General features: G+C 65.7%; 17 protein-coding genes. 2 read left to right on the top strand and 15 right to left on the bottom strand.

From position 1 onward, the window contains the following. Positions 1-3 precede the first annotated feature (3 nt). The 12 genes from Q8M85_RS10855 to Q8M85_RS10800 all read right to left on the bottom strand — a co-directional run bounded on the left by Q8M85_RS10855 (position 4) and on the right by Q8M85_RS10800 (position 10,696). Positions 4-957, bottom strand: coding sequence for a FliM/FliN family flagellar motor switch protein (locus Q8M85_RS10855; protein WP_305544134.1), 954 nt, complete (start codon positions 955-957; stop codon positions 4-6). A 68-nt stretch (positions 958-1,025) separates the two neighbouring features. Continuing rightward, complete coding sequence (locus tag Q8M85_RS10850) at positions 1,026-3,710, bottom strand: ATP-binding protein (RefSeq protein ID WP_305544133.1); 2,685 nt, start codon at positions 3,708-3,710, stop codon at positions 1,026-1,028. A 1-nt stretch (position 3,711) separates the two neighbouring features. Further along, positions 3,712-3,972 (bottom strand): hypothetical protein, encoded by a 261-nt coding sequence (locus Q8M85_RS10845; protein ID WP_305544132.1) that lies wholly within the window; start codon positions 3,970-3,972, stop codon positions 3,712-3,714. Continuing rightward, complete coding sequence (locus Q8M85_RS10840) at positions 3,972-4,349, bottom strand: response regulator transcription factor (protein ID WP_305544131.1); 378 nt, start codon at positions 4,347-4,349, stop codon at positions 3,972-3,974. The genes Q8M85_RS10845 and Q8M85_RS10840 overlap by 1 nt, the downstream gene beginning before the upstream one ends. A 98-nt stretch (positions 4,350-4,447) precedes the next feature. After that, positions 4,448-5,725 carry a helix-turn-helix transcriptional regulator gene (locus tag Q8M85_RS10835; protein ID WP_305544129.1) on the bottom strand — a complete coding sequence of 426 codons (1,278 nt, stop codon included), beginning with the start codon at positions 5,723-5,725 and terminating at the stop codon, positions 4,448-4,450. Between the two features lie 79 nt (positions 5,726-5,804). After that, positions 5,805-6,188 carry a hypothetical protein gene (locus tag Q8M85_RS10830; protein WP_305544127.1) on the bottom strand — a complete coding sequence of 128 codons (384 nt, stop codon included), beginning with the start codon at positions 6,186-6,188 and terminating at the stop codon, positions 5,805-5,807. A 97-nt stretch (positions 6,189-6,285) separates the two neighbouring features. After that, positions 6,286-7,266, bottom strand: a complete 981-nt coding sequence (locus tag Q8M85_RS10825) for an ABC transporter substrate-binding protein (RefSeq protein WP_305544125.1) — start codon at positions 7,264-7,266, stop codon at positions 6,286-6,288. 39 nt (positions 7,267-7,305) lie between these two features. Continuing rightward, a complete protein-coding gene (locus tag Q8M85_RS10820) occupies positions 7,306-8,151 on the bottom strand; it encodes an ABC transporter permease (RefSeq protein ID WP_305544123.1) in 846 nt (281 codons plus the stop codon). Beyond that, positions 8,148-9,014, bottom strand: coding sequence for an ABC transporter permease (locus Q8M85_RS10815; protein WP_305544121.1), 867 nt, complete (start codon positions 9,012-9,014; stop codon positions 8,148-8,150). Before Q8M85_RS10815 ends, Q8M85_RS10820 begins: the two co-directional genes overlap by 4 nt. Next, on the bottom strand, positions 9,011-9,346 hold the full coding sequence (locus Q8M85_RS10810) for a hypothetical protein (protein WP_305544119.1): 336 nt from the start codon (positions 9,344-9,346) through the stop codon (positions 9,011-9,013). Before Q8M85_RS10810 ends, Q8M85_RS10815 begins: the two co-directional genes overlap by 4 nt. Then, positions 9,346-9,924 carry a hypothetical protein gene (locus Q8M85_RS10805; protein ID WP_305544117.1) on the bottom strand — a complete coding sequence of 193 codons (579 nt, stop codon included), beginning with the start codon at positions 9,922-9,924 and terminating at the stop codon, positions 9,346-9,348. The genes Q8M85_RS10810 and Q8M85_RS10805 overlap by 1 nt, the downstream gene beginning before the upstream one ends. Beyond that, positions 9,917-10,696: an ABC transporter ATP-binding protein gene (locus Q8M85_RS10800; protein ID WP_305544115.1), complete on the bottom strand. Its 780-nt coding sequence runs from the start codon at positions 10,694-10,696 to the stop codon at positions 9,917-9,919. The genes Q8M85_RS10805 and Q8M85_RS10800 overlap by 8 nt, the downstream gene beginning before the upstream one ends. Before the next feature lie 104 nt (positions 10,697-10,800). On the opposite strand from Q8M85_RS10800, the gene Q8M85_RS10795 reads away from it, so the two are divergent. After that, the gene (locus tag Q8M85_RS10795) at positions 10,801-10,941 is read left to right on the top strand and encodes a hypothetical protein (RefSeq protein ID WP_305544112.1); all 141 of its coding nucleotides are present in this window, start codon (positions 10,801-10,803) and stop codon (positions 10,939-10,941) included. 5 nt (positions 10,942-10,946) lie between these two features. Here Q8M85_RS10795 and hydA read toward each other — a convergent pair whose 3' ends face one another. From hydA to Q8M85_RS10780, 3 genes are all read right to left on the bottom strand, one after another. Next, positions 10,947-12,398: a dihydropyrimidinase gene (gene hydA, locus Q8M85_RS10790; protein WP_305544109.1), complete on the bottom strand. Its 1,452-nt coding sequence runs from the start codon at positions 12,396-12,398 to the stop codon at positions 10,947-10,949. 85 nt (positions 12,399-12,483) lie between these two features. Further along, positions 12,484-12,768, bottom strand: a complete 285-nt coding sequence (locus tag Q8M85_RS10785; protein ID WP_305544106.1) for a GIY-YIG nuclease family protein — start codon at positions 12,766-12,768, stop codon at positions 12,484-12,486. Between the two features lie 120 nt (positions 12,769-12,888). Beyond that, the gene (locus Q8M85_RS10780) at positions 12,889-14,139 is read right to left on the bottom strand and encodes a Zn-dependent hydrolase (RefSeq protein WP_305544103.1); all 1,251 of its coding nucleotides are present in this window, start codon (positions 14,137-14,139) and stop codon (positions 12,889-12,891) included. A 122-nt stretch (positions 14,140-14,261) separates the two neighbouring features. Between Q8M85_RS10780 and Q8M85_RS10775 the strand changes: the two genes are divergently transcribed. Next, on the top strand, positions 14,262-14,909 hold the full coding sequence (locus Q8M85_RS10775) for a TetR/AcrR family transcriptional regulator (protein WP_305544100.1): 648 nt from the start codon (positions 14,262-14,264) through the stop codon (positions 14,907-14,909). The last annotated feature ends 9 nt before the right edge of the window (positions 14,910-14,918 follow it).

Here is a 14,918-nt window from a genome sequence, read left to right as displayed (position 1 = left end):
GCCCTAGCCTGCGGCCCGCAGTTCGGCGGGAGGCGGGTCAGCCGTCGTCGCGGGCCCTGCGGAGATCGGCGCCCCGGCCCGCTGCTTGCTGACGGCCTCGTTCAGCTTCAGCGCCCGCATGCCGCGGTGCTGGCCAAGCCGCGCCCCGGCGACGTGCCGGCCCTCGATCGTTTCAAGCGAGATGGAATCCAGGGCCGCCCGTGGCAGGAGCAGCGTTTCGCCCGCCTGGAGCGTCATGATTTGCCGCAAGGGCAATGTGAGGCGCCCGATCACCGCGTCCAGTCGGCAATCGGCCTGCATCACCTGGGCGGACAATGCAGAGGTGAAGTGCGGGGCCTCGGCATCAACCTCGTCCTCGGCGATCTGCGGCACCTCGCCACGGCCGATCGCTGGCAAAACCAGAAGCACCCGGCCCGTGCGTCCTTCCATACCAAGTGCCACCTCGGCGGACAGGACGCGGTAGGCGTCCTCTTCAAGCAAGAGGCCAAGCGGGCGCGCATCTTCCAGATAGCTGGAATAGCGGAACCCGCCGGCCCAGCTGAAGTCGGCCTCTTCGGCCAGGGTTTCGTCCAGGCCGACAAGCGCGCGGTCGATGACGCCCGCGACCATCGCGGCATCGATCCGGCTGGCCCTGCGCGGGGGGGGCGACTGCTGTCCCAGCCGACCAAGGGTCTGCTTTTCGATGAACGAGGCGGTCACGGTCGGAGCAAGCATGATGACCCCCAGCCCGCCGCGCGGCCCATCCAGAAGCGCAATCAGTGCCAGGTCGGGCGCCTGTTCCAGGATTTCCGCCAGACTTTGCCGGGCAATGGCCAGACTGCGAAATTCCAGGTCGAGCCCCATCGCATCGCGCGCAGCACGGGCAAGTGCCAGGCGCCAGCCCCGGTCGGCGCCGGGGGCCCCCTCCGCCTGGGTCGGGCGGGCACGGTCGATCTTGCGGCGGATCACGTCGGTCATGGCGGCCCTGTCCCTTGCCCGCCACCCTAGCGCAGCCTTCCCTTACAAAGGGTTAATGCCTGTTGTCGTCAGGCCGCCTGCCGCTCCAGCCGCAGAGGCAAAGTGACCCGGAACGCGGCTCCTTTCTGGCCGGGCAGATAGGCGACTGCCCCACCAAGGTTGGTCATGATCTCGCGGCAGATCGCCAGGCCCAGACCTGCCCCACCCGCGCGGTTGGCATCGGTCAGCCGGGCGAACTTTTCGAAGATCAGGGTCTGACTGTCCTTGGGGATACCCTTGCCGTTGTCGATGAAGTCCACCGTGACGCGGCCGGCCCGCTGGCGGACCACAATCCGCAGCTCGGGCCGGGCAGCGTCGCAATATTTCCGGGCGTTCGAGATCAGGTTGATGAAGACCTGGGTCAGCCGGTCGGCATCGGTCTTGAGATAGATCGCCTCGGACGGCAGGTCGCGGATCACCAGGAACTCGCGGTCCGGTCGGGTCTGGCGCGCGGCAGTCAGCGCGGTATCAAGCATCCCCTGCAGACTGGCGAGACCAAGGTTCAGCTGAACCGAGCCGTTCTCCAGCACCGAAAGGTCCAGAAGATCGTCCAGAAGCCGCGTCAACCGCTTCGCCTCGTCATGGATGATCTTGCCGTAGCGCACCACCGACTCGGGTGGCAGGTCGCCTTCGGTCAGGATCTCGGAGAAGGCCCGGATCGACGTCATCGGCGTCCGCAGCTCATGGCTGATCTGGCTGAGGAAGGCATCCTTCTGCAGCGACAACTGGGTGAGTTTTTCGTTGGCCTCGCGCAGCGCCCCGGCGGTGCGGGTAAGTTCAGCCTCGCGCGCCTCGAGTTGGGCGGAATACTCCAGAAGCTGCGCCGATTCCGAGGCCACCGCCATCAGGTCCTCGACTGTCACCGTTGCGCGACCGACCAGCTGGCTGATCATCGCATGCGCCGTCGCTGCCCCGACCGAACCCGACAGCCGTGTCTCAAGCTGGTCCAGGAACGTCGGGGTCGGATCCGGCAGGAAGCCTTCCTTGCCCTGGGCACGGGCTGCGGCCTGGAAGAAGCTTAGCGCCGTCTCCTCGCCCAGGATACGCTGCGCCATGCCCAGAAGCGCCTCGGGGTCCACCTGCCCCCGCGCCCAGCGTTGCGGCCCGACTGCGCCTTCGAAGACATTGACGAAGGCCGCCCCCTGCAGCCGTTCCACCGGGCCGGGGAAGGTGAACAGCGAGCCCAGGCAGAAGGCCAGCACGTTCAGCGCCAGCGACCAGAAAAGCGCATGAGTGATCGGGTCCATCGCCTGAGTGCCAAACAGCGCCTGGGGTCTAAGCCAGGACAGACCGAAAAGCCCGTCAGCGAAGATCGCCTGGGACAGGGCAGCACCTGGCCCGAACGAGGGCAGGAACGAGGTATAGGCCCAGACCACCAGCCCTGTCACCAGGCCAAGAAACGCTCCGGTCCGCGTCGCTCCGCGCCAGAAGATGCCACCGAGCATCGCCGGCAAAACCTGTGCCACGCCCAGAAAGGCGATCAGACCGATGGCCGCCAGCGCCGCCGAGCCGCCAGAGACGTGGTAGTAGCCATAGCCCAGGGCCAACACGACCGCGATCGCCAGCCGCCGCGCCATCAGCACGACCGAGCGCAAATCATCCGCCGCCGCCGCCCCTGGACGCAGCCGCAGCCAGAGCGGGATCATCACATGGTTCGAGATCATCGTGGCCAGCGCGATGGATTCGACGATCACCATCGATGTCGCCGAAGAAAACCCGCCCAGAAACACCAGCATCGCCAATGCCCCCTGACCCTCGGCCAGTGGCAGCGTCAGGACGAACATGTCCGGGTTCGAGCCTGCGGGCATCCGCTCCAGGCCGACGACGGCGATGGGCACGATGAACAGGCTCATCGCCATCAGATACAGCGGAAAGGCCCAGCTTGCGCGGGCGAGATGGCCTTCATCCTCGTTCTCGACGACCATGACCTGAAACATGCGCGGCAGGGTGATGACCGCGGCGGCAGAAAGGAAGATGAGGCCGGTCCAGCGCCCCGGCTCGACCTGCCAGGCCGAAAGATCTGCGGCGTCGATCCTGGCGATCACGTCGGCGACACCCCCGGCGATGCCCCAGACGACGAAGCTGCCCACGGCAAGGAGTGCGACCAGCTTGACCACCGCCTCCACCGCAATCGCCGTGACGATGCCGTGGTGCTGTTCGCGCGCATCAAGGTTCCGCGTGCCAAAGAGGATGGTGAAGAACGCCAGTCCCACCGCGACCCAGACAGCCGTCTGACCGGGGTCCAGCGGTCGCGAGCCGTCCGGGGCGGCGCTGGCGAAGACGCCGAAGGACAGGACCACCGATTGCAGTTGCAAGGCGATGTAGGGGGTTGCCGCGATCACCGCGATCAGGGTCACGATCACGCCCAGCAAATTGGACTTGCCGTAGCGCGACGAGATCAGGTCGGCGATCGAGGTGACATGATACTGCCGCCCGATCCGCACCAGCTTTCGCAGCAGCCACCACCAGCCGATGAAGACCAGCGTCGGGCCAAAGTAGATTGTCAGGAATTCCAGCCCCGAGCGGGCGGCATAGCCGACGGCGCCGTAGAAGGTCCATGCGGTGCAATAGATCGACAAAGACAGAGTGTAGACCAGGGGAGAGCGCAGCCAGCCCAGCCGGCCCCGCGCGGCCCGCCGTTCGACCACGAAGGCCACGGCGAACAGGAAGGCCACATAAAGCAGGCAGGACAGGACCAGGAGGTTGAAGGGCACCTCAGTCCTCCTCGTCGTCCGTGCCGTCGCCGCCGCGCAGTCCGGCGGCAAAGGCCGCGGCGACGCCGATCAACCCGACCCAGACCAGAAAGAAGTAGATCACGTCGCCCGACCGCAACGCCATGCGCGAGTCTTGCGTCCAGAGCAGGGGCAAGAGCAAGAGGAAGATGCCAACAACGGGAAGCAGCCGCGCTGCATCGCGGAGCCTGCGGCGGCGGTAGGGCGCGCGGGCAAGAAACAGGGGGGGCTTGGGCCGGCGCATCAGACGGCCCGACGCGGCTGGCTTAACATGGCGCGGACCTCGGCCAGGATCTCGGCGTTCGAGAAGGGCTTGGTCATGAAGCAGTCGGCCCCGGCCTCTTCTGCCATCTCGCGGTCGCGGCCACGCGCGGTCAGCATCATCACCGGCAAGTCCCGGCATTGCGGGTCGGCGCGGACCGCAGTCAGAATTTCCAGGCCGGACATGCCGGGAAGCATATGGTCCAGGATCACCAGGTCCGGCGGGTCCTGCCGCAACATCACAAGTGCTGTATCGCCTTCGGGCGCATGGCTGACCCGCAACCCGTCCCGGGTCAGAAGGAAACGGATCGCCTCGGCGATGTTGGGTTCATCCTCGATGAGGAGCACATGCTTTGCCAATAGTTCCCCCCAGGGGTCTCCCGCCCCTTGGTTCCACTATCGGCGCAAAGAAGGCCGCGTGTCAAAGCCTTGGAAAGGCGCGGCTTGACTGGATGCGCCTAGGCGATGCCCTCTGCCGCAAGGATCGAGGGTTCGCGCCGCGCCGGACAGTCGCCCCTTGCGCAGACGCGGCAGCTTGATCCCAGGGGCAGCACCGGCCCTGCCCCGTCGTCCGGCAGGATCAGCATTGCCGCCTCGCGCAGTTCCGGTCCGCGCAGACCCTGCGGATGCCGGGTCTCGGCCCAGGCGATCACCCGATGTCGGCGGTCACTTTGTCCAGCCATCTGCACCCGGGCCTCGAAAAGCTGCATCGGACGGCCAAGTGCTGCGTAAAGCGGCCAAAGCGGACAGGCCGAGCCGAAGCGCGGCAGCGGAAATCCGGTGGCGGGTTTGCGAAAGGTCAGGGTGCCAGAACCGTCGCAGGTCACCAGCCCGGTCGGCACGCCGCCTATCCCGCCCAGTCGGCGCATCGCCACGAGGGGCGAGGTCCCGAAGTGTTCGGCCAATGCGACGGGGTCCGGCCCGATCTCGGCGAGGGCCTCCGCGAACACGGCTTCCGGCAACAATGCGGCGTCGTCTCGGGCCCGCGCCACATGCGCCCGCAGAAGGCTGCGCGCCGCGGTCGAAGCAAGGTGGCCGATTTCCTCCTCCAGCCCCCCGGCAAGATCGGCATCGGGGATGACCCAGGACCGGCTGCGGAGCCAATCCTCGACCTCTTCCTGGGGCGCGGCAATGCCCTGTTCCTCGATCCCCTGACCTGCGTCCAGAAAACCCACCAGCGCTTCGGCCCCGGCCGCCAGACGTTCGCTGTCCTGGTGCAGGTTGCGGTGGAAGCGCAACGCCCATTCCGGTTCCAGATCCGGTGTCTCGGCCAGGATTGCCGCCGTCGCCCGCACCGCCGAGAGCGAGGACAAAAGCTCGTGCAGCGATTGGGACAGGTGCGGGTCGTGCGTCATTCGGTCGTTCAGCGCCTCGACCGCGCGTTCCAGCGCCCGTCCCCGCGCATCCAGAGCCGCGATCAGGGCCGCCCAACCGGGAAATCGGTCAACGAAATCCTCGACCCGTTCAACCTCGGCATCGGTTCCCCCGCGGGCCGCCGCGGCACGCAGGTCCTCGACCAGCGCCGCCTCGCGCCCCTCGGTCAATGCGCCGCGATCGATCTGCAGGGCATCGGCCAAACGTTCGATCACTTCGGGGGTGACCTTGCGCCGGTTGTGTTCGATGAGGTTCAGGTATGAAGCGGAAATCCCCGCCCGCGCCGCCACATCGGCCTGCCTGAGGCCCGCCGCCAGGCGCCGGTCGCGCAGCTTGGTTCCGGTCAGGGCTGAAAGCGGCATCGCGGCGCATCCTGCAAATTGCTTTACAGCAGGAGGGCCGATTTACAGAACCCTGTCAATCAGAGAGGCCGGCGATGCGCTACTTGAAGCTGGCGAAGCGGTGGCCGTAGAAACTGATCGCCCGCAGCGCGCAATCCTGCACGGCCACATGCAGATGCGCGCCCTCGTTCACGCCGGGGGCCGAGCTGTCGCGCGACAGCGCCACCCGCCCGGCGCCGGGCCGCTGTCCCACACGGGGACGCCAGAAGGCGACCTGTTCGTCCAGATGGGTTTCAAGCCGCGGATCGCCCTGGCCCCGGGTAATTTCGGAGATCCGTTCTGCCACCGCCAGGCAATAGCCCGCCTCGGCTTCGGCCGTGGTGGCGCCATAAAGGTGCCCTGACGGCGCGGCGAAGCCCTGCCACCAGACCGTCGCGAACAATGCCAAGGCAAGGGCCAGCAGGCCTGTCACGATCCATCGCATCCTTTTCCCCTTTTGCGGAACAGGAAGCCTTGGAACCGTAAAGAAAGAACGGACGCGACCCCCGGCCGCGTCCGCCGAATTCAGACAAGTCGAAGGATTACTGTGCCAGCGCCTTGTCGGTGATGGCAGAGGTCCAGGCCCCTTCCGGTGCCTTGGTGATCACCGGGTCCGACCCGCCAGACAGCAGCGAGGCCACGGTCCGCTCGGCATCCGCCACGTCCAGCGCACCATTCGAGCCCGCCGTCAGCTTGGCGATCTCGCCCATCATGCGCTTCTGGTGGTTCTCGGTCTGCGCGCCGGTCTGGTCGTTTTCCAGCACGATCATCGCGGCTTCGTCCGAGTTCTCCTCGGCGTATTTCCAGCCCTTCATCGACGCCCGGACGAACTTGACCATCGTTTCCTGGAAGGCCGGATCGGCCAGACGGTCCTCAAGCACGTAAAGCCCGTCTTCCAGCGTCGCGACGCCCTGGTCCTCGTACTTGAAGGTCACCAGCTGATCCTCGGTGATCCCGGCGTCGATGACCTGCCAGTATTCGTTGTAGGTCATGGTCGAGATGCAGGCCGCCTGCTTTTGCAGCAGCGGATCGACGTTGAACCCCTGCTTCAGGACCGTGACGCCCCCGGCCGAGCCATCGGTGGCCAGACCAAGCTGCGACATCCAGGACAGGAACGGATATTCGTTGCCGAAGAACCAGACGCCCAGGGTCTTGTCGGCAAAGTCTGCCGGCGAGGTGATCCCGGTTTCCTTCAGGCAGGTCAGCATCATGCCCGAGGACGCGAAGGGCTGGGCGATGTTGACCAGCGGCAGGCCCTTTTCGCGCGCGGCAAGTGCGGCAGGCATCCATTCCACGATCACGTCGGCCCCACCGCCCGCGATGACCTGGGTCGGCGCGATGTCCGGCCCGCCCGGCAGGATGGTGACGTTCAGGCCCTCTTCCTCATAAAAGCCCTTGGCCTGCGCGACGTAATAGCCCGCAAACTGCGCCTGGGTGACCCATTTCAGTTGCAGGTTCACATCCTCGGCGCTGGCTTGCGACGCCACCGCCGCAAGGAAGGCTGCCGTTACAAGTTTCTTCATCTTCGTTCTCCCGTGTTGGGCCCGCTCTCGGGGCCTTTGTTAATGCCGTTGCGATGGATGCCAGAAGGTCACCCAGCGTTCGATCAGCGTGATCAGTCCGTAGAAGACCGATCCCGCCAGGGCCGCGACCGCAATCGTGGCCCAAACCATGTCCAGGCCAAGCCGCCCCACCTCGGTCGAGATGCGGAAGCCCATGCCATAGACCGGACTGCCGAAAAACTCGGCAACGATGGCCCCGATAAGGGCCAGAGTCGATGCAATTTTCAGCCCGTTGAAGACGAAGGGCATTGCGGCGGGAAGCCTGAGCCTGACAAGCGACTGGAGGTACGACGCCCCCCAGGTCGCCATCAAGTCGCGCTGCATCCGCTCGCTGGCCTGCAACCCCGCCACGATGTTCACCAGCATCGGGAAGAACACCATCACGACCACGACCGCCGCCTTGGACTGCCAATCGAAGCCGAACCACATCACCAGGATCGGCGCCAGGCCAACGATGGGCAGGGCCGCGACAAAGTTGCCGATGGGCAGAAGGCCACGCTGCAGGAAAGGCGAGCGATCGATCGCAATTGCCACCAGAAACGCTGCCCCGGCCCCGATAAGGAACCCCGGGATCGCGCCCTTGAGGATGGTCTGGGCAAAGTCCTGCCAAAGGGTCGGAAGCGAGACGGCGATCTTGGCGGCAATGACGCTGGGCGCTGGCAGAATGACAGGCGCGACGCCTAGACCACGCACCAGCCCTTCCCACAGGACCAGCACCGTCGCCCCGAAGATCAGCGGCACAAGCGCCTTGCCGAACCGCGTCTGCGATACCCGGCTGCCCGCCAGCCAGACGTTCAGCGCCCATGCCGCAAGCCAGAACCCGACCGCCAGCCAAAGCGCGCTCATGCCGGGACCCCCATGCGCATGCGGGCCAGACGCTCGACCAGTCCGACGACCAGGATCAGCAGCCCCGCCAGGATCGCCGCTGCAAACAGCGCCGCCCACATGATCAGCGGCTCGCCGAACTGCGATCCGATCAGCATCCGCGCGCCAAGGCCCTCGATCGCCCCGGTGGGCAGCTCGCCGACGATTGTTCCGACCAGCGACGCCGCCACCGCCACCTTCAGCGAGGCGAAGAAATAGGGCATCGAGGCCGGAAGCCGCAGCTTCAGGAAGGTCGCCCATTCCCCCGCCCCATAGGTCCGCAAGAGGTCAAGCTGCATCTGGTCCGGCGCGCGCAGGCCCTTCACCATGCTGACGAGAACCGGGAAGAACGACAGGTAGGCCGCGATGATCGCCTTGGGCAGGTCACGGCCCTGCAGCCCCAACTGGCTGGACAGCGTGATGATCATCGGCGCAAGCGCCACGATGGGGATGGTCTGGCTGATGATCGCCCAGGGCATCACGCTCATGTCCATCACGCGGAAGCGGACGATGGCCATCGCCAGAAGGACCCCGGCGATGATCCCCAGGCCAAAGCCCATCATCGTGCCCTTGAAGGTCACATAGGCGTGGTAGACAAGACTGCGCTTCGAGGTGATCGCTTGGCCGAACAGGCCCTTCCACAGCTCTGCCCCCACCTGATGCGGCGGCGGCAGGAGCGGGCGGTCCTGCGTCATGGTCTGCGGGATCACCTCGGACCAGGTCACGACCGTCCCGGCCCGCTGCGCCTGGTCGAAAACCCAGGTCGCGTTCATCCAGACCGCCGCTGCGTACCAGATCGCCACGATCCCGGCGAGGACGGTCAGGACAGGAAGGACGCGGGTCATGCGCGGCCTCCCGCAGGCCAGGCGATCATCGCCACTGCCACCACGCCAAGCGCCATTCCGGCCAGTTGCAATCCCGTGGGCCGTTCGCCGAAGACGACGATGGCCATCAGCGAGATCGCGACCAGCTGGAAGATCGCCGACAGGGCAATCGCCAGCCCCAGGCCGTTCAGGCGCATCACCTGCACCATCAGCCAGTTGCCGACGCAGAACAGGGCCAACGCGCCGATCAGGACCGGCCAGCCACCCTTGACCGCATAGGTCTTGAGCACCCCATTCGCCGCCACGAAGACCGCCGTTGCCGCGCCGAGCCAGAGAAAACTGATCACGCCCATCACAAACCCCTGTCCTTGTCGCGCTTTTCCTTCACGCTCAGCACGACGATCACGACGTACAGGGCCACAAGCCCGATCAGGAACATCCCGGCCTCACCGAACGGACGGCCCTTCCTGAAATCGTCCACCACAAGCACCGCCGCAGCGCCGGCACAGAACACCCAGACCGCCGTGATCAGGATCATCACCCGCCAGAAGGTCTTGCGCCGCTTCTTCTGCGCCGCCGTCTCGCGCCGCTTGCGACCGGACGGTGCGGGCACGGCGTCGGGGGCGTGTTCGTCGTCGTCGACAAAGACTTCTCCGCGTCTGAACGCCGACAGACGCTGCCACAGAAGCCAGACTTCATAGCCCAGCACCAGGGGGCCGATCGTCAGTGCCCCGACCCGGATCCAGAAGAAATCCCACAAGTTGCGCGGGTTCAGGCTGATCTCGTCCTGCGCGACCAGCAAGAGGACCACCGCGATGCCGATGCCGACCATCGCCGCCACGCCGACCTCGGCCGCAAAGGCGCCCCATGCCTCACGCGGGGTTCTGGGCGCCACGCGGCGCCCACGCCAGACGCGGCGGGCCTCAGTCATCCTGGTGCCCGGCCCGCAGGCCCTCGCGCACCCGATGCGCGATTTCGATGAACTCGCGGCTGTCGCGGATGTCCAGCGGACGCTCCCTCGGCAGGGGCGAGTCGATCACATCCGTGATCCGTCCCGGACGGGGGGACATGACGACGATCTTGGTCGAGAGATAGACGGCTTCGGGGATGGAGTGGGTCACGAAACCGATGGTCTTGCCGGTGCGGCCCCAAAGCTTCAGGACTTCCTCGTTCAGCCGGTCGCGCACGATTTCATCGAGCGCGCCAAAGGGTTCGTCCATCAGAAGGATATCGGCGTCGAAGGCCAGCGCGCGGGCGATGCTGGCGCGCTGCTGCATGCCGCCGGAAAGCTGCCAGGGAAACTTCTTGCCAAAGCCCTTCAGTTCCACCAGATCCAGCACCCTTTCGGTGCGTTCGTCCTGCTCGGCCCTGGAAAATCCCATGATTTCCAGGGGAAGCCGGATGTTCCCGGCAATCGTCCGCCAGGGATACAAGCCAGCCGCCTGGAAGACATAGCCATAGGCCCGCATCCGGCGCGCCTCGTCGGGGGACATGCCGTTGACCGTCAAGGTCCCGCCCGTGGGATGCTCCAGCGCCGCGATGGCCCGCAGGAATGTCGTCTTCCCGCACCCGCTGGGCCCGATGAAACTGACGAAATCGCCCTGGTTGATCACCAGGTCCACATCCTTCAACGCCTGCACCGGCCCGTCGGCGGTCTGGAACACCAGGTTCAGCCCCTTCGCCTCGATCACCGGCTGGCTCATTCCATCCCTCACGCCGCCTTCCCTTCACATTCCCGTTGCCTGTCGCTGCGACACTTGTCCCGGACGGGGTGCGTCCCCACCTCGTGCCGATACGGAGGACCGCCATGCTTATCAACACCTTGCAGACGACCCTCGCCTTTGCTCCCGCCCCGGACGACCTCGAAGAGGTCTTCTTCGACGCCCCCGTCATCGCTTTCGCGCCCACCAAACCGGACGAGGAGGAAAGCGAACAAGGGGAACCCTGACACGCTCAGACTCCCGTCGCGGGGATGCCCGTCCGCTGCACCGGGCGCGGGGCGGTCAGGTCCTTCCACTGGCTAAGAGCGCGGTTCACGGCGGGCCTTGGCTCACGCGCGACAAACTTGCCGTGACCCTCCTGCGTCCGCACCTCGCCATCGTGGATCGCGACATGGCCGCGGGTCAGGGTATAGCGCGGCAGGCCTCTCACGGTGTGACCCTCGAAGACGTTGTAGTCGATCTTCGACTGCTGTTTGTCCGCGCCGATGGTCTTGGTCTTCTCGGGGTCCCAGACCACCAGGTCGGCATCCGCCCCGACCAGAACCGCGCCTTTCCGTGAGTAGCAGTTCAGGATTTTCGCGATATTGGTTGAGGTTACGGCGACAAATTCATTCGGAGTCAGACGGCCCGTGGCAACCCCGTGGGTCCAGAGCATCGGCATCCGGTCCTCCAGGCCCCCCGTCCCGTTCGGGATCTTCGCAAAGTTGCCGACGCCGAAGCGCTTCTGTTCGGTCGTGAAGGCGCAATGGTCGGTGGCGACGACCGACAGGCTGCCCGACATCAGGCCCGACCAAAGGCTGTCCTGATGCTGCTTGTTGCGGAACGGGGGCGACATCACGCGGCGGGCGGCGTGGTCCCAGTCGGGGTGGAAGTATTCGGACTCGTCCAGTGTCAGGTGCTGGATCAGGGGCTCGCCCCAGACCCGCTTGCCCTGTTGGCGCGCGCGGCGGATCGCCTCGTGCGCGTCCTCGCAAGAGACGTGGACGACATAGAGCGGCACCCCCGCCATGTCGGCGATCATGATCGCGCGGTTGGTCGCCTCGCCCTCGACCTGCGGGGGCCGGGAGTAGGCGTGGCCTTCGGGGCCGGTGTTGCCCTCGGCGATCAGCTTCGCGGTCAGTTCGGCCACCACATCGCCGTTCTCGGCATGGACCATGGCCAGGCCGCCGACGTCGCCCACCCGGCGGAAAGAATTGAACAACTCGTCGTCGTTCACCATCAGCGCGCCCTTGTAGGCCATGAAATGCTTGAAGCTGGTGATGCCCGCCTTGGCCGAGTCCTCGATGCCCTGCCAGACCTTCTCGCCCCACCAGGTGACGGCCATGTGGTAGGAATAATCGCAGGTCGCGCGGGTGGACTTGTTCGACCATACCTTCGCCGCATCCATCAGGTCCTGACCCTGGCCGGGCAGGATGAAGTCGACGACCATCGTGGTCCCGCCACTCAGCGCCGCCCGGGTGCCCGACTCGAAGTCATCCGCCGAGTAGGTGCCCATGAAGGGCATCTCCAGATGCGTATGTGGATCAATCCCGCCGGGCATGACGTAGCAACCGGTCGCGTCAAGCTCGGTCCCGCCATTGAGGCCCTGCCCGATCTCGGTGATCACCCCGTTCTCCACCCGGACATCGGCCTTGTAGGTGAGGTCGGCGGTGACGACGGTGCCGTTCTTGATGATGGTGGTCATGTGCGGCTCCTGTAGGGAAAAGGAATACCCGTCCCGGGCCTGACCCGGGACCTCCGGTTGGTCCGGGCGCTGACGATTGCCAGACCTAGAGCGGGATGTGCGAGGTAATGTCCTGCCAGTTCGGATTGCGCTCGGCGATCAACGCATTCTTCCACGCTCGCGGCCAACGCTTGATCGTGCGCTCGCGTTGCAGACTGGAGGCAAAGTCGTCGTGCGTTTCGAACCAGACCAGCGTGCGGATCTTGTACTTGGCCGTATGAACCGATGCTCCGGCCCGATGTGCCTCGACGCGCGCCGAAAGGTTCCCGGTGCGGCCGATGTAGATCGCACCGCCCGGACGGGATGCCATGATGTAGACGAATTGCGACATGCGCGAAGACTGCCGCACCTTGGTTAAGCGAAGGTAAACCGCATCCCGGACCAGTAGGCGGTTGCGCTAGTTGCAGATGGAGGTCCCGGGTCAAGCCCGGGACGGGTATCCTGTTTGACCTCACCCCACCACCTCCGCCACCTCAAGCACGGCGTGCAGCAGCACATCCGTCCCCGCCGCCGCCCATTCGGGGCTGATCTTCTCGGCCTCGTTGTGAGACAGCCCGTCCACGCAGGGGCACATCACCATCACCGTGGGGGCGACGCGGTTGATCCAGCAGGCGTCGTGGCCGGCGCCGCTGACGATGTCCATGTGGGAATAGCCCAGCTTTTCAGCAGATTGCCGGACGATCTTCACAAGGCCGGGGTCGAAGGTGACAGGGTCGAAGTGGCCCACGTCCTCGATCTCGCACCCCAGTCCCAACTCCTTCGCCACGGCATGGGCTGCGCGGATGACCTCGGCTTTCATCGCGTCCAGCTTCGCCTGCTCGGGCGAGCGGATATCGACGGTAAAGACAACTTTGCCCGGTATCACGTTGCGGCTATTGGGAAAAACCTTCACCTGCCCCACCGCGCCCACGGCGTTCGGCTGGTGGCTCATCGCGATCTGGTGGACGCGTTCGGTGATCCGCGCCATGCCGAGGCCCGCATTCACCCGCATGTTCATCGGCGTGGAGCCGGTGTGGGCGTCCTTGCCCGTCAGCGTGATCTCCAGCCACCACAGGCCCTGCCCGTGGGTCACGACGCCGATCTCTTTGCCCTCGGCTTCCAGGATCGGACCCTGCTCGATGTGCAGTTCCAGCATCGCGTGCATCTTGCGCGCGCCGACCTTCTCGTCCCCGACCCAGCCGATCCGCGCCAGTTCCTCGCCGAAGACCTTGCCGTCGAGGTCACGGCGGGACTTCGCATAGTCCTCGGTATGGATGCCGGCAAAGACGCCCGAGGCCAGCATCGCCGGCGCAAACCGCGCGCCTTCCTCGTTGGTCCAGTTCGTCACCACAATGGGGTGCCTGGTCTTGACGCCCATGTCGTTCAGCGTCCGCACCACCTCGAGCGCGCCGAGGACACCCAGCACCCCGTCATACCTGCCGCCAGTCGGCTGGGTGTCGAGGTGACTTCCCATGTAGACCGGCAGCGCGTCCGGGTCGGTCCCGGCCCGCGTCGCGAACATGTTGCCCATCGTGTCGACGCCCATCGACATCCCCGCCGCCTCGCACCAGCGCTGGAACAGATGGCGCCCCTCGCTGTCTGCATCGGTCAGGGTCTGCCGGTTGCAGCCGCCCGCCACGCCGGGGCCGATCTTCGCCATCTCCTCAAGGCTGTCCCAAAGGCGCGCAGGATCGATCCGCAGGTTATCCCCGGTTGCTGGCATCTTGTAGCTCCCTGTTCGCAGCGGGGCCATGCTGCCCCTTGCCGCGACTCGTTTCCTGACCGTATGGTCAAGGTGAAGCGCAGCACAACCTGACCAGACGGTCAACAAAAATCCGGGAACCGATGAGCGGCGACGCCCAGATTTCACGCCTGAAGCCCGGCCGACGCACGGATATCCGGCGCGAGAACGAACGCGCCATTCTGGAGGCCGCCGAGAAGGTCTTTGCCGAGGCCGGGTTCGGCGGTGCCACGATGCAGCTGATTGCGGACATGGCGGGGCTGCCGAAGGCGAACCTGCATTACTACTTCGCCACCAAGGAAGACCTTTACCGCCGGGTCGTGCAGCAGATCTTCGAAATCTGGCTGGATGCCGCCTCCAGCTTTGACAACGCTCCTGGTCCGGTCGAAGGGATCGGAGCCTATATCGACGCCAAGATGGACATCAGCCGCACGCATCCGCATGGGTCAAAGGTCTGGGCCTCGGAAGTGATGCACGGCGCTCCGGTGATCCAGGATTATCTCGAGACGACGCTGCGGGACTGGACGAATGGACGGATCGCCGTCATCCAGCGCTGGATCGACGAAGGAAAGATGCAGCCGGTGAATCCGCGGCATCTTCTGTACATGCTCTGGGCGACAACGCAGCACTATGCGGATTTTGGCCATCAGATCCAGACCTTGAACGGGGGGGCGCCCCTGACCGACAGGCAGTGGCGCGAGGCGAAGGCCAGCGTGAAGGACATGGTCCTGCGCGGGATCGGGGCGATTTAGGGGATGATG

Origin of the sequence: Tabrizicola sp., from assembly GCF_030694085.1 — a bacterium.
In the GTDB taxonomy this organism is placed as follows: Bacteria; Pseudomonadota; Alphaproteobacteria; order Rhodobacterales; family Rhodobacteraceae; genus Tabrizicola.
The sequence above is the reverse complement of the archived record's forward strand: the minus strand, read 5'-3'. Positions and strand labels throughout refer to the sequence as shown.